Genomic DNA, 18,541 nt, shown 5'->3' with positions numbered 1-18,541 from the left:
CCCGTCATGTCCAACCCCGACTCCGGCGTCACCCGCACGGCCGCGCACTACGCCGGTCCCGACTCGGCACCGGGCTTCGACCCGGCGACCCGGCCGGCGGTCGTCGGCGTGGCCGTCGCGGCGTTGTCGTTCGGCGACTACGACGTGGTCGCCGAACTCGGCGAGGGCGGCATGGGGCGGGTGTACAAGGCCGCCGACCGCAACCTGCCGCGGTTCGTGGCGATCAAGGTGCTCCGCACGCCGGACGAGTTCGAGGCCAGCCGGTTCCGCGGCGAGGCGGCGATCACGGCCCGGCTCGAGCACGCGAACATCACGCGTATCTTCGAGATCGAGACCACGCCCGACGGCCGGCCGTACCTGGTGCTCGAGTACGCCGAGGGCGGCAGCCTCGACCGCGAGCTCCGGGGCCAGCCGCAGGAGCCGCGGCGGGCGGCGGAGATGGCCGAGACGCTGGCCCGGGCCATCCAGTACGCCCACGCCCAGGGCGTCATCCACCGCGACCTGAAGCCGGCGAACGTACTTCGGGCGAAGGACGGCACACTCAAACTCACCGACTTCGGCCTGGCCAAGCAGTACGAGGTGTCGTCCGGGCTGACGCCGAGCGGGGCCGTGATGGGAACGCCGAGCTACATGGCCCCGGAGCAGGCGGCGGGCACCCGCGAGGTGGGGCCGGCGGCGGACGTGTACGGCCTCGGCGCCATCCTGTACGAGTTGCTCACCGGCCGCCCGCCGTTCCGCGGCGTGAACATGGTCGAGACGCTGGAGCAGGTGCGGTGGGCCGACCCGGCCCCGCCGAGCCGGCTGGCACCGCGGCTGCCGCGCGACCTGGGGACGATCTGCCTGAAGTGTTTGGCGAAGGCACCGGCCCGCCGGTACGCGAGCGCCGGCGAGCTGGCCGACGACCTGCGGCGGTGGATGAACGGCGAGACGATCGCCGCCCGCCCGGCGCCGGCGTGGGAGCGCGGGTGGCGGCAGTTCCGCCGCCGGCCGTGGGAAACCGCCGCCGTCGCCGGCGGGGTGGTGGTGGCGATCCTGTTGGCAGTCGGGACGCTGTACGCCCAGCGGAAGGAAGCGGAGCAGGAACACGACCGGGAGCTGACCGAGCAGCGGAACGAGGGGGAGCGCGTCCGCCGCGAGGCCGAGCAGGAGGCCGCGCGGCTGCTGCGCGAGCGGGGCCTCAAGTCGCGGCAGGCGCTCGACGCGATCAAGGGGCACCTGGCGTCCGGCGCGCTCAAGAGTACGCCCGGGCTGAACGACCTGCACGGCGTCCTGGCCGACTACTACAAGCAGCACATCGACGAGGCGCTGGCCGACCCCGGCCCCGACCGCGCGGCGCTGGCCGGGCTGGCGTTCGAGGTCGGTGGGCTGGCCGAGAAGAGCGGCCGCCTCGAAACCGCCGAGCAACTGTACCGCCAGGCGCGGGCAGGCTTCGGCGCCGCCCCACGCGCCCCCGCGAAGGAGGGCGACGCGCTCGTGAAGGTCGCCCGGGTGCTGTTCGAGCGGACCCGCGACGACGACGCTCGCGCCGCCTGCGACGAGGCGGAAAAGCTGTGGCGCGGTCTGCACGACGGTACCGCCGACGGCCGCCCGCGCGACCACGCCGACCTGCAACTCGCCGAACTCGACCACCTCCGCGGCGAGCTTTGCCGCCGCCGGTCGGACGCGGTCGGGGCGTGCGCGGCGTTCAGCCGGGCCATTGACATCCGGGTGAAGATCGCCCGCAAGTACGCCGCCGCCACGCCCGAACAGGTGCGCGACCTGCCCGACCTCGCCGAGCGCGAGTGGGCGGTGCGCTGCCTCCGCGAGGTCGGCCGCGGGTACGGCTTCCGCGGCGACGATCACCTGACGCTCGGCGCCGTCACCGACGCCGACCGCGACTACTGGGAGTCGCACCGGGTGCGCGAGGTGTTAGCGCTGGCGTTCGAAAAGCCGCGGACCCCGGCCGAGCGGGAGGAGGGGGAGTTGGCCGCGCTTCAGTTCGGCCGGAGCTGGATGAACCTGGCGTCGGTGCAGGCCCGCCACCGGGCGTACTCGACGGCCCGGCACTTCGCCACGCAGGCGCTCAAGCAGCGCGACTTCCTCAAGCTCTCCGGCCCGAACAACGCCGAGTACCTGGCCGACTTCGCCGAGAACCACACGGCACTCGGCCGGTATCTGCTGCTCCAGCGCCGCGGCACGGCCGCCGACCGGACGGCCGCGGTCGAACACTTCACGACCGCAGCGACCGCCTTCGGCGGGGCCGGCCAACTCACGTTCCGGACGCAAGAGGTCGTCGCCGGCGCCCGTGCCGAGCGGGCCGAGGCGCTGGCCGATTCCGACCCCGCCGCCGCGCGAAAGGACGTGGATGCGGTCCGCCAGTTCCTGGCGGACGCCCGCAAGCGCTTCCCCGAGTTGCAGCGGCTCCAAGTGCTTGAGGCCCGCATGGACGCGCTCGACGCCGACCTCGCCGCGGGCCCGCCGGCCGACCCGCGCTGGAGTCGGGTACTTGCCGCGCTCGGTTCGCTGTTCGGGGGCGAGCGGCCGTACCGGGACGAGCACCCCGCGGAGGTGCGGCAGCGGCGGTGCTTCCAGGGGCTGGCTCGCGACGAGCGGTTCGAGAAACTGTTCGCCGACCTGCGCCCGTAACGGCCAGTCAGAACGTCAGGCTCATCCCCTTGAGCCGGCTCACCGTCTCGGCCATCAGCCGGTCCTCCTCGGCCTCGTCGGCGGCGATGTACGTCACCGAGAACCGGAGGAACGCCCCCGCGTCGTCCCAGGGCACGCAGCACACGCTCTGCTCGTGGATCAGGTACTGGCTCGCCTCCTCGGCGTTGGCGAAGCTCCGCCCGGCCGCCCCCTTCGGAGAGCGAGTGTACAGGAAGTACGTACCGCCCGGCATGGCGCAATCGAATCCCACCTGCCCCAGCGCGGCGACCAACTTCCGCAGCCGCCGCTCGTACTTCGTCTTCACGGCGACGGGGATGGACGGGTCGCGTAGGGCCGCGGCGGCGGCCTGCTGGATGGCCATGAACTGCCCGCTGTCGGAGTTGTCCTTCACGTCGGCGTAGGCTTGCACAATCTTCGGGTGCCCGGCCACGAACCCGAGCCGCCAGCCGATCATGTTGAACCCCTTCGACATCGAGTGCACTTCGACGCCGACCTCCTTCGCCCCGTCCACCTGGAGGAAGCTCAGCGGCGCTCCCTGGTAGCTGAGGAGGATGTGGGCCGCGTCCTGAACCACGACCACCTGGTTCTTGTGGGCGAAGTCGATGACGCGCTTGTAGAAGTCGGTCGTGGCCACGGCCCCGGTCGGGCTGTTCGGGTAGTTGATGACGAGCAGCTTCGCCCGCTTCCGCACGTCGGCCGGGATGCCGTCCAGGTCGGGGAAGAAACCGTTCTCGGCCTTCAGCGGCAGGCGGACGACCTCGCCGCCCAAATACTTGGTCCACGTCCCGGCGACGGGGTAGCCGGGGACGGTCATGAGCGTCACGTCGCCGGGGTTGATGAAGCACGCCGGGAGCATGGCGTAGGCCGGCTTCGACCCGATGCAGTGACAGACCTCCGTCACCGGGTCGAGGGTGACCCCGAACTGCCGCTTCATGAACTCGGCGGCGGCGTCCTTGTAGGCCTGGATGCCGTTGTCGGCGTAGCCGCGGTTCTCGACCTTGTTCGCCTCTCGGGCCAGGGCCGCCCGGACGTTCTCCGGTGCCATGTCGTCGTTCTCGCCGATGCCGAAGTCGAGCAACTGCCGCTCCGGGTGCTCGGCGAGCGCCTTCCGCTTGGCGCGCTTGATCTTCTCGAACTTGTAGATGTCGGTGCTCTTGCCGTAGCTCGCGCCGCCGATCCGGTCGGCGAACAGGGTCTGGAACCAGGGATCGACGGACATGCCGGCAGCTCCGCGGGAGGGGAAAGCGTATCGGGTTGTTGTAGGGAGTAGTCGAGAGTTCCGCCGCTTGCGGCGTTGCAGCACAGCATGCGGTGGTCACTCCGCCCCGCGGCGGCGCGGCGGGTCGCGGTAGTCGAGCGGCGGGCGCTGGTCCTTCTCCAGCAGCGGCACGTACGTCCGGCCGTCCAGCCGCCGAGTGTGCTCCTCCTTCGCGGCGGCGAGTAGCTTTGCGTCGGTCATCAGGTCGTAGGCCGTCGCGGCGAGCGTCTTCGACGCCAGGGTCATTCCCTGTTTGGCAATCGTGGTGCCGCCACAGGCCACGGCCTGCCACGAGTGGCCCGGGGTTCCCGGCACCCAGCACGCGGTGCTGAACCCGACCGTCGGCACCACCCACGACACGTCCCCCACGTCGGTCGAGCCGCCTGACGACTTGCCGCTCACGTCCTCCACCTTCGTGATCGTGTCGAGCGGCACCTTCGTCTCGAACGTCTCCTGGAGCCGCAGCGCGAATTTCGTCTCCTCGGCGTCGTACTTGAGGTCGTTGAGCTTCGTCAGGTTCGCCTTCGCCACCTGGGCCAGCGTGTTGTTCGGCAGGATTTCCATCGTGCCGCCGAGGTAGGCGACTTCGAGCTTCGTCTCGGTGGCGAGCGCGCCGCCCTGGGCGCACTTCGTCAGGCGCGGGTACAGCTTCTGCACCACCTCGGCCTTCGGGTGGCGGACGTAGAAGAAGCCCTCGGCGAACTCCGGCACCACGTTCGCCGCCCCGCCGCCGCCGGTCACCGTGTGGTGCAGTCGGGTTCCGTCCGGGGTGTGCTCGCGGAGCAACTCCACGCCGTGCATCGTTAGCAACAGCGCGTCGAGCGCCGAGCGGCCCTTCTCGGGCGAACCTGCGGCGTGGGCGGCGGTGCCGTGGAAGCGGAACTTCACCGCGATGCGGGCCAGGCACGACGCATCCCCCGCGCTATTGCGCGAGCCGGGGTGCCAGTGGAGGCAGACGCCGCAGTCGTTGAACAGCCCGGCGCGGGCCATGAACGCCTTCGCGCTCCCACCCTCTTCCGCAGGGCAGCCGTAGAACCGGATCGTGCCGTTGAGCCGGCCGGCGCGAATCTCCTCGGCGATGGCGATGGCCGCGGACAGTGACGCGACGCCGAACACGTGGTGCCCGCAGGCGTGGCCGTAGCCGTTGCCGCCCTGGCGGATCGTTCGCACTGGGTCGGTGGTCTGGGCCAACTCCGGAAGCGCGTCGTACTCGCCGAGGATGCCGACGACGGGGCCGCCGCTGCCGAACTCGGCGATGAAGGCGGTGGGGATGCCGGCGACCCCGCGGGTCACTTTGAAGCCGGCCTTCGCGGCCAGGTCGGCGAGCGCCTTGGCGGACTTCGTTTCCTGGTAGCCGGGTTCGGCCCACTCCCAGATGCTCAGGGCGGTCGGCCAGTTGGCGGCGGCCTGCACGGCGGCAGCCTTCACCACGGCGTCCTTCTGGGCTCGGGCGAGCGACGGCGACGCAAGCACGACGAGGACGGCGAGCAGACGCATGGGAGCCTCCGGGGGATGGGCTGATTTTCGCGGCCGCCGGCCAGACGGGTAACCGATAGGAAGTGGCGGGCGGCCCTTGGAAGGTGTACAAATGTAACCTACGGTTGTGGGGAGTCAAGGAATTCTGACAAGGTCCCTCCACGTCCTTCGCCCCACGTTGACCCGACCCTCTTGAACCTTCATGGCAGTCGTGATTCAATCGGGTTCCCGCCCCGGAGTCGTCCCATGACGCGCCTTCTCGCGCTCGCCGGCATAGTGCTGCTAGCCGCGCTGCCCGCCGCCCCGGCCCGGCAGGCGAAGGACAAGAAGCTCACGCTCCAGGCCGTCGGCGACGTGCGGTTCAAGGTCGAAGGGCACGCCCACGAGGTCGCCGTCAGCCCCGACGGCAAGCTCGTCGCCGTCGGCACCGAGGACGTGTTCCTCTTCGACATCACCGGCCCGGAGGCGAAAAAGGTCGCGTTCTTCGATTCCACCGTGGGGTTCGGCATCACCTCGCTCACGTTCACGCCGGACGGCAAGCACGTCGTCTTCGGCGGCCGCGACCACAGCGTGCGGGTGTGGAACGTCGCGGACAAGCGCGAGACCGGCCGCGGCAAGGAGCACAAGAGCGACGTCCGCTCGGTGGCCGTGTCGCCGGACGGCAAGGTGGTCGCCACCGGCGGCCAGGACCGAACCGCCATCCTGTGGGACCTCGGCGACGACGGCTCGCTGAAGGAAAAGCACGTGATCCGCGGCGAGGAGAACTTTTTCGACGCGGTCGTCTCGGTGGCGTTCGTGTCGAAGGGGAAGGGGCTGTACACGGTGACGCCGAACGGCACGTTCCGGGGCTACTCGCTGGCGAAGGGCGAGCCGAAGCTGACCGGCGGGTTCAAGCCGCCGAAGGGCGGGGTGAGCTCGCAGAAGATCGTGCCGAACGCGGCCGGTACCCTGTTCGCCGTCGCCGACAACAACGCCGTGTTCCTGGTGTCGCCGACCGGGGGCGCGTCCGGCACGCTCGGCGGCCCGGCCGGGCACAAGGGCGAGGTGACGGGGGCCGCGTTCTCGCCGGACGGCAAGCTACTGGCCAGCTGCGGGCGGGACGGCACGTTGGTGGTGTGGGACGTGGCGACGAAGGCCGCGAAGTACACGAAGGTCCGCCCCGGCACGTTCAGCGGCGTGGGCGTCGGCCAGACCGCCGGCGCCGCGAGCGCCGAGACGGTCGTCGCCGCGTGCCAGGACGACGGCACGGTCCACGTCGTCCGGCTGGCGCACCGGTAGTGGCGGGCGGGAACTTGCTTCCCGCCCGCGCGTCTATCCAATAGCCGTCCCGCCGCACCCGCCGGAGCCGCTTCCCATGTCTCGCCCGCCGCTCCTCGCCGCCATGCTGTTCGTGCTGGCCGCGATCGCCCCCGGCCTCGCCCAGCCGAAGAAGACGCAGGTCTCGCTCGAGTCCAGTTACGAGGTGGCGATCGAGACGGAGGGGAAGCTCCGGTCGCTGGCGTTCAGCCCGGACGGCAAGATGCTCGCGGTCGGCGCCGAGGACGTCCACCTGTTCAACGTCGGGCCGAAGGCGGCGGCCGAGATCGCCGTCGTGAAGGCCGGCGTGTTCATGGGGAAGACTTCCGTCCGGGCGATCGCCTTCTCGCCGAACGGCAAGTACCTGATCTTCGGCCACGGCGACAACTCCGTCCGCGTGTGGGACATCGCGGCCAAGTCCGAGTCGGCGGTTGCGAAGCTGCACCAGGGGAAGGTGTTTGCCGCGGCCGTGTCGCCGGACGGGAAGTACGTCGCCACCGGCGCCGCGGACAAGTCGGCGGTCGTGTGGAACGTGACCTCCGACGGCCGGCTCACCGAGTACGCGGTGCTCCGCGAGGAACTGAAGTCCGACCAGGCAGTCCGCGGCCTGTCGTTCTCGCCCACCGGAAAACTGACCGTGGCCACCGACGGCGGCGCGTTCCGCTCGTTCACTCTCGACAAGGCCGGCCCGAAGGCGGCCGGCGGGTTTCAGCCGAAGACCGGCCTCGGCGCCGGCCGGATCGTCGGCAACACCGCCTCGACGCTGTTCACGGTCCCCAGTGGCGGGAACGTCTTTCTGGTGAAGGACAGTGGAGCCCTCTTCGGCACCCTGGCGACGACGCACAAGCGCGTCCACGACGCGGCATTCTCGCCGGACGGCAAGCTGGTGGCGTCGGGCGGGCAGGACGGGGCGGTGGTGGTGTGGGAGGTGGCGAGCAAGTCGTCGAAGTACAGCAAGAGCCGGCCGGGCGAGTTCACCGCGGTCGCCTTCTCCCCGAAGCTCGACGACGACGGCGACGTGACCCTCGCTGCCGGGCTGGAGGGCGGCATCGTCCACATCCTGAAGCTGAGCTACAAGTAGCCGGGCATTCCCGCCGGGAGCGGCCTACCCCCGGACGGGTGACGGTCGGTTCGAGGGCACGACTCCGGTGTGTCAAGCACCGGAGCGCCCGCCGCCTCGGCCCGCCCGAAGGACCTCGTCCCTGGCGGCGAATCGCCCGTGCCGGTCAGACTACCAGATCCCGGCAGTCGGCGATGCTGCCCGTCAGCGCGCTGGCGGCGACCGTCAGCGGCGAGGCGAGGAACACCTTCGCCTCCTTGTGACCCATCCGGCCGGGGAAGTTGCGGTTCGTCGTGCTGATGCACGAGATCGGTGTGTTCAGCCGACCAAACGTGTCGGACGGGCCACCCAGGCACGCGGCGCAGCTCGCGTCGCCGATCTTCGCCCCGGCGGCGACGAAGATTTCCCGCAGCGACTTCCCGCCGATCGTCTCCGTGTCGAGGCCGCGGGCCACCTCCGTCGTCGCCGGCACCACGAACGTGTCGATCTTTACCGACTTGCCGTTCAGGAGCCCGGCCGCGGCGCGGAAGTCGGTCAGCTTGCCGCCGGTGCAGCTGCCGATGTACGCCCGGTCCAGTTTCGTCCCCTTCACTTCGCTTACCGTCGCCTTGTTGTCCGGCGAGTGCGGCTTGGCGATCACCGGCTCCATTTTCGACACGTCGTAGACCTTCTCGAACACGTAGGCAGCCCCGGCGTCCGGCCGGAACAGAGTGTGCGCTTTGCTCCCCGTCTTACGACCGCGGTCAGCCACGTAGGCCAGCGTCACCTCGTCGGCCGGGATGACTCCGTTCTTACCGCCGGCCTCGATCGCCATGTTGCACAGCGTCATCCGCTCTTCGATGTTCAGCGCGTACACCGCGTCGCCGTCGAACTCCATCGCCCGGTACGTGGCGCCGTCGACGCCGATGTCGCCGATCACGGCCAGGATCAGGTCTTTCGCCATGAGGTACGGCGGCATCTTGCCCGTGAACACGAAGCGCATCGTCGGCGGCACCTTCAGCCACAGCTTGCCGGTGCCCATCACGAACCCGGCGTCGGTGTTGCCGATGCCGGTGGCGAACTGGCCGAAGGCGCCGGCCGTGCAGGTGTGGCTGTCGGTGCCGAGGAGTACCTCGCCGGGGCGGACGTGGCCTTCCTCGGGCAGCGCGATGTGGCACACGCCCTTGTAGCGGTCGGTTCCCACGTCGTAGAAGTACGGCAGGTTCTGTTCCTTCACGAACTGCCGCAACACGTCCACGTTGCGGTTGGCCATCGCGTCCGTGGTGAAGATGTAGTGGTCGGGGATGATGACCACCTTTTCGCGGTCCCAGACCTTGGCGTCGCGGCCGAAGTGCTTGTGGAACACGCCGATGGTGCCGGGGCCGCACACGTCGTGCGTCATGAGTACGTCCACGTCCACCCAGACGTTCTCGCCCGGGGCGACGGCCGGCCGGTCGGCGGCCTTCGCCAGGATCTTCTCGGTCATCGTCATCGGCGCGGGCATCGGCGGGGGCTCCGGGAGAGCGCGAGGCGTGGGGTCGGCTTGTGCCTATCCCCATGATATCGCCCCGGCCTGCCGCCGGGCGGGCTACAATGGCGCGAACCGGGGTGGAGGGCCGACCGATGAGCGTGTGGTGGGGCGTGCCGGCGGCGGTCGCGGTCGTCGGGGTCGAAGCGCGGAGTGTCGAGCCGCCGCCGCGACCGGTGCCGACCGACGGGCCGAATCAGGTCGTGATCTACGTGCCGGCGATGACGTGCGCCAGCTGCCCCGAGAAGGTGGCTGCGGCCTTGGCCCGCGTCACGGGCGTGCGGGCCGACTCCATCCAGGCCGACCGCCGCACCCGGCAGGTGAAGTTCACCGTCGCCGACCGGGCCACGTTCAACGTCGCCAAAGTGCGCGAAGCGATCGCCGCCGCCGGGTACCGCCGCACCGACCTGCTGACCGGTCCGACCGAGCGCTGAATACGAAAAAGCCCACCCGTCGCAACGGGTGGGCTTCGTGAGTGCCAAAAGCCGCTTAGCTTACCAGTCGCCGGGGATCGGCTTGCCGTCGGCCCGGGCGCACAGCGCCTGGAGCGTCGCGAGCGACATGCTCTCGCGGATGAACCGGACCGACCCGTCGCCCATGCACACGTTCGACCCGCCGGTGTGGAAGGCGTAAATCTCGCCCTGGTTGCTGCAGTTGATGACACAGGCCGTCGGCACGGCGGCGGCGGAGTTGAGAGTGCTGTAGTTCGGCGCGGCGGTGGAGCCGTCCACGGCGATGTCGTTGGTATGGTGGCCCCAAGCGCCGTTCATGTACGTCACGTCGGCCGCGCGGGCCTTGCCGCGCCAGTTCTGCGGCCGGGCGCCCGCCTCGGCCAGCATGATCGTGTTGCTCAGCCCGTCGAGCACCGCCGCGAACGGGGTGTACGAGTTGGTCGACAGCACGCCCTTGATGCCGTCGGGGCCGGGGTAGCTGGTGTCGTTGAAGATCGCGTTCCACACCGCGCCGCTCGAGTTCGAGTTGCCGCGGTTCACGGCCATGTAGTCGCTCGTCGCCGGCACCCAGCCGCTGCCGTAGACGGCCGGCTCCAGGATCGGGTCGATCTTGTGCTCGAACGGTACCGTGGGGCACTCGAACGTCGGGATGCGGGTCGCGCACGCGGTCCGGTTGTTCACGTCGTACCAGTCCAGCTTGAAGTTGTAGCTCACGCCGCTGGCCTGAAGGACGTTCCCCTGCTCGATGTGCGGCAGGAGGATGGCCAGGAAGCAGTGCTTGGCGAAGTCGGCCCCGCTGGTGCCGGCCGTGCCGACCTTCTGGAACTCGCCGAGCCGCGGCCGGTCGGTCGCGCCGGGGTTGTTGACGCTCGACGGCGGCAGACCGCCGCGGGTGTCGTGCATGCCGTGCGCGGCCAGGCCGAGTTGCTTCAGGTTGTTCTGGCACTTGGCGCGGGCCGCGGCCTCCCGCACCTTCTGCACGGCCGGCAGTAGAAGCCCGATGAGGATGGCGATGATGGCGATGACGACGAGCAGTTCGATCAGCGTGAAGGCGCGGGCGTGCGTCCGCGTGCGAGGCATGTGAGCTCCCCTGGATGAAAACGGGCGTTCGGTTGGTCCGAGCCGGTCGGTTCCGAAACACGTTTCCCCGTCGGGGGCCGGGCGGCTGAGCCCCCGGCGGTACGTCAGAGTGGCGGGCCGACGGGCGCCCGCGTCGCACGTAATCCTATTCCTGTGTGCCGGGGCCTGCGCGAAGTTCCGATGAAGACGCTGCGAACATCCGCACGGCGGCCGGGAGAGTATGTCGACATTGTAGCCGACGCACGACCGCGGGGAAGGCGGCACCGGGTGAGAATTCGGACGCCTCCGTCGGATTATCCCAAGAGCACCCTCAGCGGTGTGCCGTCGCTGCGCGGGAAGGTGCGTCCGATCGGCGAGCGGAGAGACCGCAAGTGATCGATCCCGACGGCCTGGAGGACGGTCGCGTGAAGGTTCGACACCGGCGTCGGATCGGCCGGCTGCCGTCCGCCGCTGGGGTCCGTCTCGCCGACCACGACGCCCCCGCGCAAACCCCCGCCGGCGACCGCAGCGCTGAACCCGTGCGGCCAGTGGTCCCGGCCGCCGAGCGGGTTCACGACCGGCGTCCGGCCGAACTCGCCGACGCACAAAACCACCGTGTCTTTCAGCGTGTCGCGCCGCTTCAGGTCGCGGAGTAGTGCCGCGAACGCCGGGTCGAGCACGCCGACGAGGCGCGAACAGATCGCGTGGTTGTTGGCGTGGCTGTCCCACCCGTCGAGCGTCACCTCGACGCACCGCACGCCGGCGTCGAGCAGCCGGCGGGCGGCGAGGCAGCCGCGGCCGAACGGCGTCTCGCCGTACTCGCGGCGCACGGCCAGCGGCTCGCGCGACACGTCGAACGCGGCCAGCTGCTCGGAACTCATCAGTCGGCGGGCGCGCTCCAGGGCGTCGCGATGGCCGGTGTTGCCGGCGCGAGCTCCGCGGCCCGCGGCGAACACGCCTTCGACCACGTCCAGGTCGGCGAGCCGGCCGTCGAACCGGTCGGTGCTCACCCGCGGGGTCACGTCCGGCACCTTCTCCGCGGGGTCGAACACCTTGAAGGCGTCGTACCGGGCGCCGAGCATGCCGCCGCGGGCCGGCCACTGCCCCGGCAGGATCGACACGTGGCGCGGGATGTCCACCGTCCCGGCCGGCAGGTCGTGGCACACGATCGCCCCGAGCGACGGGTGGACCACGGTCGGGTCGGGGCGGAAGCCGGTCTTCAGGAGGTACGTGCCGCGCTCGTGGTCGCCCTCCGGGCTGACCAGCGAGCGGACCAGCGCCACGTCGCCCATCAGGTCGGCGAGTTGTTCCAGGCCGGGAGCGAGCTGCACGCCGCGGGTCGCGGTGGGGATCGCCCCCGTGCCGCCGGCGATGTTCGTGCCGGGCTTCGGGTCGAACGTTTCGAGCTGACTGGGCCCGCCGCCCATCCACAGCACGACGACCGACCTGGCCGGGCGGCGGGTCGCTCCCGCGTCCTGCGCCAGCGCCGTCGCGAGCGGTGTGAGCCACGACAGCCCGAGCCCGCCGAGGAACGCCCGGCGGGTGTGTGACCGGCTGTGGCAGGTGGGAATCATGTCGCGTCCGGGGTCGAGGGCTGCCCCATCATACCTCGCGGCAAGTGACCCGGTTTCGCCCACCGCGTTGGCATCGAAGCTGCTTTTCGTGTGGGGCCGAGCTGCTGGCCCGATGGCCGGCGGGGCTTTCTCTCCGAGGGAGGACACACCATGGCAACGGCAACATCGCACGCCACGACGGTCGGCGTGTTCCAGAGCCGCGACGCGGCCGAGCGGGCGGTCGCCGACCTGCGGGCGGCCGGGTACCGCGACGATCAGATCGGGCTGGTGGCCCGCGACGCGCGGGGCAACGCGGTGCGCACCGGCGCCGACGGCGACACGAACGCGGCCGAGGGCGCCGCCATCGGCGCCGCGGCGGGGGCGGGGGCGCTGGCCCTTGGCTCGCTGGCGGTGACGTTCGGGGTGATCCCGGTGATCGGCCCGATCCTGGCGGTCGGCCCGCTGGCGGCGGCGCTGATCAGCGCCGGGGCCGGGGCGGCGGCAGGCGGCGTCGCTGGGGCGCTGATCGGCTGGGGCATCCCGGAGGAGGACGCGAAGTACTACGAGGGCGAGGTGAAGGCCGGCCGGTACGTGGTGACGGTGGACGCCGGTGACCGCCACGACCACGCCCGCGCGGTGTACACCCGCCACGGCGGCTACGACCGCCACAACCCGCCGCCGATGTAGTGCCGTACAGTGACGAACGACGCGGCCCCCGGGTTCTCACCCGGGGGCCGAGTTTCAGACCGGCCCACGGTCAGTGGTTGTAACTCAATTCCGTGCTGTTGAACAACACCCAGAACAGGTCCGCGAGCCGCCTCTGACGCGCCCCGCCGGTCAGGCCGGACAACTGTGCCGAGAAGTGTGACAGCTCGCGGCCCGTCGGCCGGCGCGTCAGCACCGACAGGTACGCCGTCTCTACCGCGGCCTCGTCCGTCGGCGCCAGCAGGGCGATGCGGGCGGAGGCGTTCACCAGGTCGTCGCGGGCCTGCTTGTCCACCAGTTCGCCGTTCATCAGCAGCAACCGCTGCGGCAGCGTCCCCGGCGCCTGGGCGGAGTCGTCGTCGTCGGGGTCGCCGTAGCGCTGCACGAAGTCGCGCTCCGAGGCGTACCGGATCAGCCGGACCAGGACGTGCGAGTTGCGGTCGATTGTCTTCACCGATGCCGCCTGCAACACGCCGCCGATCACCTGCTCGGGCCGCAGCCGCGTCAGCGGGAACGCCGCCCACACCTTCTCGTGCTCGTCCGTCACCTCGTCCGGCGAAGTGCTGTCGAGGCGAAACACCTCGGTGGACGCGATCAGCAGAATCAGCCGGCGGAGGTCGTGGCCGTGGGCGGCGAAGTCGGCGGCCAGAATGTCCAGGGCCGCGGGGGCAGGGTCGTCGAGCGTCTGGGCCTCCACCTTCGCCCGCAGCGGCCGGCCGAACAGCATCGCCCACACGCGGTTCACCGCAGCCCGGGCGAAGTGCGGGTTGCGACGGTCCGTCAGCCAGCCGGCCAGCTTCTCGCGGCGCGTGCCCTCGGCCGGGATCAGTTCCGGCAGGAACGGCACCGCCGGCTCGATGGCGACGGTCCCGCCGTTGACGCGGTCCTGGAAGCGGTACTCGCCGTCGCCGTCTGTCACGTTCGTGACGATCTGCCGCGTCTGGCCGAAGAACGCGGCCAGCGCCTGGAAGTCGGTCTGCTTCCAGCTCGGTTCGAGGAAGTGGTCGTGGCACTGGGCGCAGTCGAGCCGCAGGCCGAGGAACGCCCGCGACACGCGGATGGCGAGCTTCTCGGGGTCGGCCTTCTCCTTCCCCTCGTCGTAGGCCGCGGCGATGAAGTTGACGGCCGGCGTGGACGTGTTCAGGCCGCTGCTGGCGATCATGTCGCGGACGGCCTCGCCGTAGGGGCGGTTTGCGAGCAGTTGGTCGGACAGCCAGGCCAGGAAGCGGCGCTTGCGGTAAACGACGAGCGGCCCCTCCTCGCTGCCGAGGTAGGCGCGCGACAGCCGCTCCGCGAAGTAGTCGGCGAAGCGGCGGTCGTGCAGCAGGTGGTTCGTCCAGCCCTCCAGCCGGCCGGCGCCGGGCTGCTCCTCGAACTGGCGGATTTCCTCGAGCGACGGCACGGTGCCGGTGAGGCCGAGCGACAGCCGGCGGGCGACGAGCAGGTCGGCGGCACGGGGGGCGGCGCTGAGCCCCTTCTCGGCCCAGTCCTGGTGAAACGCCTCGTCCACCCGGGCGACCACGGCGGAGAAATCGTCGCCCGCGGCGGGGCCGGGGTCGAAGGCGATCTGGCGCGCCTTCGAGTCGAGCGGGAACAGGCTGGCCCGGAGCGCGAGGAGGGCGACCACGACAGCCGCGGGGAGGATCAGGTGCTTGGCCCACATCGGCGCGGCTCCGCGGGACAGGTGACGGTGAACTGTACCACGGGGCGGGGCCGGCGGTTTCGCGCCGAAACCCGGCCCGGTCCCCGCGGGTATCCCCGTTCATGACGCGCGTCGCCGCTCTCAAGCCGATCCCGCTCCACCGCGAGGTGTTCGACGCCGAACTCGACGTGTTCGACGCGGCCGTCGCCCCGGAGCCGCCGAACCCGCTCGGGGTGGTCGGCCGGGTCGCCGAGTGGCTGTTCGGGGCCGCCACGTTAACGCTGGGTTTGGCGCTGCTCACGGCCGTGCCGCTCGGGCAGGTGCTGGTCCTCGGCTACCTCCTCGAAGTGACCGGCCGCGTCGCCCGCACCGGCCGGCTGCGTGACGGCCTCATCGGCGTCCGCACCGCTGCCCGGCTCGGAGGCGCCGCGCTCGGCGCAGGCGTACTGTGGGTGCCACTGTACGTCGTGTCGGGAATCGCCGAGTCGGCGCGGATCATCGACCCCGCTGGCACCCCGGTCCGGCTGTGGGAAGGGCTACTACTGGCGCTGATGGCGGTGTACGTGCTGCACGTCGCCGGGGCGCTCGTCCGCGGCGGGCGGCTGCGGCACTTCCTCCACCCGCTGAACATCCCGTGGCTCGGGCTAAAGCTGATGCGGGGCAGCCTGTACAGCGACTGCCGCGACCGGCTGTGGGGATCGCTCGTGCGGCTCCGGTTGCGGCACTACTTCAGCCTCGGCGTGCGCGGCTACCTTGGGGCGTTCCTGTGGCTGGTGGTGCCGCTAGCACTGCTGGGTTCGGGGCACCGCCTGCCGCTGCTCGGCATCTTGGGAGCGGGGCTGCTCGGGATCGTGGTGCTGTACCTGCCGCAGTTGCAGGCCCGGTTCGCGCGCGACAACCAACTCCGCGCCTACCGCGAGTGGCTGAGTGTGCGCCGCGACTTCGGCCGGGCGCCGCTGGCGTTCGCGTTCGCCGTCTGGGTGCAACTGCTGGCCGCGAGCCCGCTGTACCTGCTGAAGATCGAGGCCATCCCGCGCGACCTGATCTTCCTGGAAGGGTTCGTATTCCTGGCGTTCATGTTCCCCGCCCGGCTGGTGACGGGCTGGGCCTACGCCCGCGCCGGCCGGCGCGACGAGCCGCGGCACTTCGTGTTCCGCTGGCTCGGCCGCCTGGTCGTGCTGCCGGTCGTGGTCGCCTACGTGGGCGTGGTCTTCACGTCGCAGCACATCGGCTGGCACGGCGTCAGCAGCCTCTACGAGCAGCACGCCTTTCTGCTACCGGTTCCGTTCACGGACGTGGACGCGAAGTAAGCCGGCTCACAACTTGAGCCCCTTAAACTCGCGCACGCAGCCGGTGATGGCCACCTCCGTCGGCAGCCGCTCCACGCTCGACGCGCCGAAGAAGCCGACAATCCCGCGGGTGTTGTCCAACACGTAGCGCACGTCCGCCGGCTCGCTGATCGGGCCGCCGTGGCACAGCACCAGCACGTCGGCGCGCTCTGCGTGCGCGGCGTCGGCTAGCTCCTGCACCCGCTTCGCCGACTCCTCCAGCGTCAGCGCCGATTTCGCGCCGATTGTCCCCTTCGTGGTCAGGCCCATGTGCGGAATGAGTACGTCGGCGCCGGCACGGGTCATCGCCACTGCCTCCTCCGGGGTGAAGACGTAGGGGCACGTCAGCAGGCCCATGTCGCGGGCCAGCTTCACCATGTCCACCTCCTTGCCGTAGCCCATGCCGGTGTCTTCCAGGCCGGCGCGGAAGGTGCCGTCGATCAGGCCGACCGTCGGGAAGTTCTGCACGCCGCTGAACCCGGCGTCCTTCACGTCTCGCAGGAAGTTCCGCATGATTCGGAACGGGTCGGTGCCGCACACGCCGGCGAGCACGGGCGTGCGCTCGACCACCGGCAGCACCTCGCGGGCCATGTCCATCACGACGGCGTTCGCGTCGCCGTAGGGCATCATGCCGGCGAGGCTGCCGCGGCCGGCCATGCGGAACCGGCCCGAGTTGTAGATGATGATGAGGTCGATGCCGCCGAGCTCGGCACACTTCGCGGAGATGCCGGTGCCGGCGCCGCCGCCGATGATCGGCCGGCCGGCGGCCACCTGCGCCCGCAGGCGGGCCAGGCATTCGTCGCGGGTGAACATGTAGAGCGTCCCGGGTTACCCGAGGGTCGGGGTGACTCGGCTATTCTCCGGGACCGGCTCCGAAGGGGTAGAGTGTGCCGCGGCCTGTTTCGCCTCGGCCTCACGCATCAGCTGTTCAAGCAGCTGCTCGGCCGGGTCCGGGCCGGGCGGCGGCGGCGCGGGCGCTGCCGGCGGCTTCGGGCGCCGCTTCAGCACGTACCACAGGAACAGCTCGGCGAGCACGACGAAGCCGACCCCGTAGGTCGCCATCATCAGCGGGATGCGGTAGCTGACCACGTCCGTGCCGGCTTCGGCCGGGGTGGCGGGGGCGTTCGGGTCGGCGCGGGCGGGTGCCTGGGCGATGAGCCACATCCGTGCCAGCTCGGTGAGGCCGACGCCCATCACGGCCAGGAGCGAGCCGGCGATCAGGCTGTTAGTGAGAAGCCGTTTGAGCAGCGGGTGCATGGCGCGCGGGAGGCTCTGGCTGGGCGACCGGGTATTGCCGTAGCATAACTCACAATTCTCCCCGGGGTCGCCGCATGCCCGTCCTCCTGATCGGCACCCTCGACACGAAGGGCGCCGAGACCGCGTTCGTCCGCGACCGACTACTCGCAGCCGGCGTGTCCGTCACCGTTCTGGACGCGGGCGTCCTCGGCCCGCCGGCGTTCGCCTCGGACATTACGCGGGAGGCCGTCTTCGCGGCGGCGGGTGCCGACCCCGCCGAAGTGAAGGCCGCCGGCGACCGCGGCCGCGCCGTCACGTTAGCGGCGACCGGGGCGGCCAAATTGGCGGTGCAGCTTCACCGCGACGGCAAGCTGTCCGGCGTGTTGGGCCTCGGTGGCTCCGCCGGAACGACGATCGCCGCGGCGGCGATGCGGGCGCTGCCGGTGGGCGTGCCGAAGCTCGTCGTCAGCACGCTGGCGAGCGGTCAGGTGGCGCCGTTCGTCGGCACCCGCGACGTGACGATGATGCACTCGGTGGTGGACGTGGCCGGCCTGAACCGCATCAGTCGGGCCGTGCTCGCGAACGCCGCGGCGGCGATGGCGGGAATGGTCCTGGAAGCCATCAACCCGAAGCTCGAAGTTCGAAACTCGAAACCGGTCATCGCTGCGACGATGTTCGGCGTCACGACGCCGTGCGTCGAGGCGGCCCGCGGCATTCTGGAGGCGGCCGGGTACGAGGTGCTCGTCTTCCACGCCACCGGCACCGGCGGGCGGACGATGGAGGGGCTGATCCGCGACGGCCTCGTCGCCGGCGTCCTCGACATCACCACGACCGAACTCGCCGACGAACTCGCCGGCGGCGTCCTGAGCGCGGGGCCGGACCGGCTCACGGCAGCGGGGGCCGCGGGGGTTCCGCAAGTGATCTCGGTCGGGGCGCTGGACATGGTGAACTTCGGCCCGCCGGACACGACACCGCCGCGCTACGCCGACCGCCGCTTCTACCGCCATAACCCGAACGTCACGCTGATGCGGACCACGCCCGCGGAGAACGCCGCGCTCGGCACCGAGCTGGCGCGAAAGGCGGCCGCGGCGACCGGACCGACGACGGTGATGCTGCCGCTGCGCGGCGTCTCGGCCATCGACGCGCAGGGGAAGCCGTTCTGGTGGCCGGAGGCAGACGAGGCGTTGTTCGCGGCCATCCGGGCTGATACGGGACCTGAGGTGGATCTGGTCGAACGCGACGAGCACATCAACGACCCGGCGTTCGCGGCGGCGTGCGCGGGGAAGCTCCTGGCGATGCTGGCCGCCCGCGGGTGACGCCCCA

15 protein-coding genes are annotated in these 18,541 nt (G+C 70.9%); 7 read left to right on the top strand and 8 right to left on the bottom strand.

The genetic code is table 11. The annotated features are described in order from the left end of the window. Nucleotides 1-6: 6 nt before the first annotated feature. Nucleotides 7-2,625 carry a serine/threonine-protein kinase gene (locus ETAA1_RS20620; protein ID WP_145241801.1) on the top strand — a complete coding sequence of 873 codons (2,619 nt, stop codon included), beginning with the start codon at nt 7-9 and terminating at the stop codon, nt 2,623-2,625. Nucleotides 2,626-2,632: 7 nt separating this feature from the next. Here the strand turns inward: ETAA1_RS20620 and ETAA1_RS20615 are convergent, their stop codons facing one another. Both ETAA1_RS20615 and ETAA1_RS20610 read right to left on the bottom strand, forming a co-directional pair. Then, nucleotides 2,633-3,865, bottom strand: coding sequence for an LL-diaminopimelate aminotransferase (locus ETAA1_RS20615; RefSeq protein WP_145241799.1), 1,233 nt, complete (start codon nt 3,863-3,865; stop codon nt 2,633-2,635). Between the two features lie 96 nt (nt 3,866-3,961). Beyond that, the gene (locus ETAA1_RS20610; protein WP_145241797.1) at nt 3,962-5,401 is read right to left on the bottom strand and encodes an amidohydrolase; all 1,440 of its coding nucleotides are present in this window, start codon (nt 5,399-5,401) and stop codon (nt 3,962-3,964) included. A 225-nt stretch (nt 5,402-5,626) separates the two neighbouring features. On the opposite strand from ETAA1_RS20610, the gene ETAA1_RS20605 reads away from it, so the two are divergent. Both ETAA1_RS20605 and ETAA1_RS20600 read left to right on the top strand, forming a co-directional pair. Further along, entirely contained in the window at nt 5,627-6,658 is a 1,032-nt protein-coding gene (locus tag ETAA1_RS20605) for a WD40 repeat domain-containing protein (RefSeq protein WP_145241795.1), read from the top strand. 76 nt (nt 6,659-6,734) lie between these two features. After that, on the top strand, nt 6,735-7,757 hold the full coding sequence (locus ETAA1_RS20600) for a WD40 repeat domain-containing protein (protein WP_145241793.1): 1,023 nt from the start codon (nt 6,735-6,737) through the stop codon (nt 7,755-7,757). Nucleotides 7,758-7,902: 145 nt separating this feature from the next. Here ETAA1_RS20600 and ETAA1_RS20595 read toward each other — a convergent pair whose 3' ends face one another. Next, nucleotides 7,903-9,219: a 3-isopropylmalate dehydratase large subunit gene (locus ETAA1_RS20595; protein ID WP_202920295.1), complete on the bottom strand. Its 1,317-nt coding sequence runs from the start codon at nt 9,217-9,219 to the stop codon at nt 7,903-7,905. 119 nt (nt 9,220-9,338) lie between these two features. Here ETAA1_RS20595 and ETAA1_RS20590 point away from each other — a divergent pair, with 119 nt between their 5' ends. Next, complete coding sequence (locus tag ETAA1_RS20590) at nt 9,339-9,677, top strand: heavy-metal-associated domain-containing protein (protein WP_202920294.1); 339 nt, start codon at nt 9,339-9,341, stop codon at nt 9,675-9,677. Nucleotides 9,678-9,737: 60 nt separating this feature from the next. On the opposite strand, the gene ETAA1_RS20585 is transcribed toward ETAA1_RS20590, so the two are convergent. Both ETAA1_RS20585 and ETAA1_RS20580 read right to left on the bottom strand, forming a co-directional pair. Then, nucleotides 9,738-10,775 (bottom strand): DUF1559 domain-containing protein, encoded by a 1,038-nt coding sequence (locus ETAA1_RS20585; protein WP_145241789.1) that lies wholly within the window; start codon nt 10,773-10,775, stop codon nt 9,738-9,740. A 293-nt stretch (nt 10,776-11,068) separates the two neighbouring features. Then, nucleotides 11,069-12,328 carry a DUF1501 domain-containing protein gene (locus tag ETAA1_RS20580; protein WP_145241787.1) on the bottom strand — a complete coding sequence of 420 codons (1,260 nt, stop codon included), beginning with the start codon at nt 12,326-12,328 and terminating at the stop codon, nt 11,069-11,071. A 150-nt stretch (nt 12,329-12,478) separates the two neighbouring features. Between ETAA1_RS20580 and ETAA1_RS20575 the strand changes: the two genes are divergently transcribed. Next, nucleotides 12,479-12,994 (top strand): general stress protein, encoded by a 516-nt coding sequence (locus ETAA1_RS20575; RefSeq protein ID WP_145241785.1) that lies wholly within the window; start codon nt 12,479-12,481, stop codon nt 12,992-12,994. Between the two features lie 70 nt (nt 12,995-13,064). Here the strand turns inward: ETAA1_RS20575 and ETAA1_RS20570 are convergent, their stop codons facing one another. Further along, nucleotides 13,065-14,675, bottom strand: a complete 1,611-nt coding sequence (locus tag ETAA1_RS20570; RefSeq protein ID WP_145241783.1) for a DUF1549 domain-containing protein — start codon at nt 14,673-14,675, stop codon at nt 13,065-13,067. A gap of 101 nt (nt 14,676-14,776) precedes the next feature. Here ETAA1_RS20570 and ETAA1_RS20565 point away from each other — a divergent pair, with 101 nt between their 5' ends. Beyond that, a complete protein-coding gene (locus tag ETAA1_RS20565) occupies nt 14,777-15,964 on the top strand; it encodes a hypothetical protein (protein ID WP_145241781.1) in 1,188 nt (395 codons plus the stop codon). Between the two features lie 6 nt (nt 15,965-15,970). Here the strand turns inward: ETAA1_RS20565 and ETAA1_RS20560 are convergent, their stop codons facing one another. Continuing rightward, a complete protein-coding gene (locus tag ETAA1_RS20560) occupies nt 15,971-16,795 on the bottom strand; it encodes a phosphoenolpyruvate hydrolase family protein (protein WP_145241779.1) in 825 nt (274 codons plus the stop codon). 15 nt (nt 16,796-16,810) lie between these two features. Continuing rightward, entirely contained in the window at nt 16,811-17,239 is a 429-nt protein-coding gene (locus ETAA1_RS20555; RefSeq protein WP_145241777.1) for a hypothetical protein, read from the bottom strand. A gap of 74 nt (nt 17,240-17,313) precedes the next feature. Between ETAA1_RS20555 and ETAA1_RS20550 the strand changes: the two genes are divergently transcribed. Further along, nucleotides 17,314-18,534 (top strand): Tm-1-like ATP-binding domain-containing protein, encoded by a 1,221-nt coding sequence (locus ETAA1_RS20550; protein ID WP_145241775.1) that lies wholly within the window; start codon nt 17,314-17,316, stop codon nt 18,532-18,534. Nucleotides 18,535-18,541 lie beyond the last annotated feature (7 nt).

This window comes from Urbifossiella limnaea (genome assembly GCF_007747215.1).
Taxonomy (GTDB): domain Bacteria; phylum Planctomycetota; class Planctomycetia; order Gemmatales; family Gemmataceae; genus Urbifossiella; species Urbifossiella limnaea.
Note: the sequence above shows the minus strand (reverse complement) of the source record. Positions and strands in the feature narration are given on the sequence as shown.

Coding starts and splice junctions, on each gene's coding strand:
- ETAA1_RS20620 (WP_145241801.1), top strand. CDS start 7: ATGTCCAACCCCGACTCCGGCGTCACCCGCACGGCCGCGCACTACGCC.
- ETAA1_RS20615 (WP_145241799.1), bottom strand. CDS start 3,865: ATGTCCGTCGATCCCTGGTTCCAGACCCTGTTCGCCGACCGGATCGGC.
- ETAA1_RS20610 (WP_145241797.1), bottom strand. CDS start 5,401: ATGCGTCTGCTCGCCGTCCTCGTCGTGCTTGCGTCGCCGTCGCTCGCC.
- ETAA1_RS20605 (WP_145241795.1), top strand. CDS start 5,627: ATGACGCGCCTTCTCGCGCTCGCCGGCATAGTGCTGCTAGCCGCGCTG.
- ETAA1_RS20600 (WP_145241793.1), top strand. CDS start 6,735: ATGTCTCGCCCGCCGCTCCTCGCCGCCATGCTGTTCGTGCTGGCCGCG.
- ETAA1_RS20595 (WP_202920295.1), bottom strand. CDS start 9,219: ATGCCCGCGCCGATGACGATGACCGAGAAGATCCTGGCGAAGGCCGCC.
- ETAA1_RS20590 (WP_202920294.1), top strand. CDS start 9,339: ATGAGCGTGTGGTGGGGCGTGCCGGCGGCGGTCGCGGTCGTCGGGGTC.
- ETAA1_RS20585 (WP_145241789.1), bottom strand. CDS start 10,775: ATGCCTCGCACGCGGACGCACGCCCGCGCCTTCACGCTGATCGAACTG.
- ETAA1_RS20580 (WP_145241787.1), bottom strand. CDS start 12,328: ATGATTCCCACCTGCCACAGCCGGTCACACACCCGCCGGGCGTTCCTC.
- ETAA1_RS20575 (WP_145241785.1), top strand. CDS start 12,479: ATGGCAACGGCAACATCGCACGCCACGACGGTCGGCGTGTTCCAGAGC.
- ETAA1_RS20570 (WP_145241783.1), bottom strand. CDS start 14,675: ATGTGGGCCAAGCACCTGATCCTCCCCGCGGCTGTCGTGGTCGCCCTC.
- ETAA1_RS20565 (WP_145241781.1), top strand. CDS start 14,777: ATGACGCGCGTCGCCGCTCTCAAGCCGATCCCGCTCCACCGCGAGGTG.
- ETAA1_RS20560 (WP_145241779.1), bottom strand. CDS start 16,795: ATGTTCACCCGCGACGAATGCCTGGCCCGCCTGCGGGCGCAGGTGGCC.
- ETAA1_RS20555 (WP_145241777.1), bottom strand. CDS start 17,239: ATGCACCCGCTGCTCAAACGGCTTCTCACTAACAGCCTGATCGCCGGC.
- ETAA1_RS20550 (WP_145241775.1), top strand. CDS start 17,314: ATGCCCGTCCTCCTGATCGGCACCCTCGACACGAAGGGCGCCGAGACC.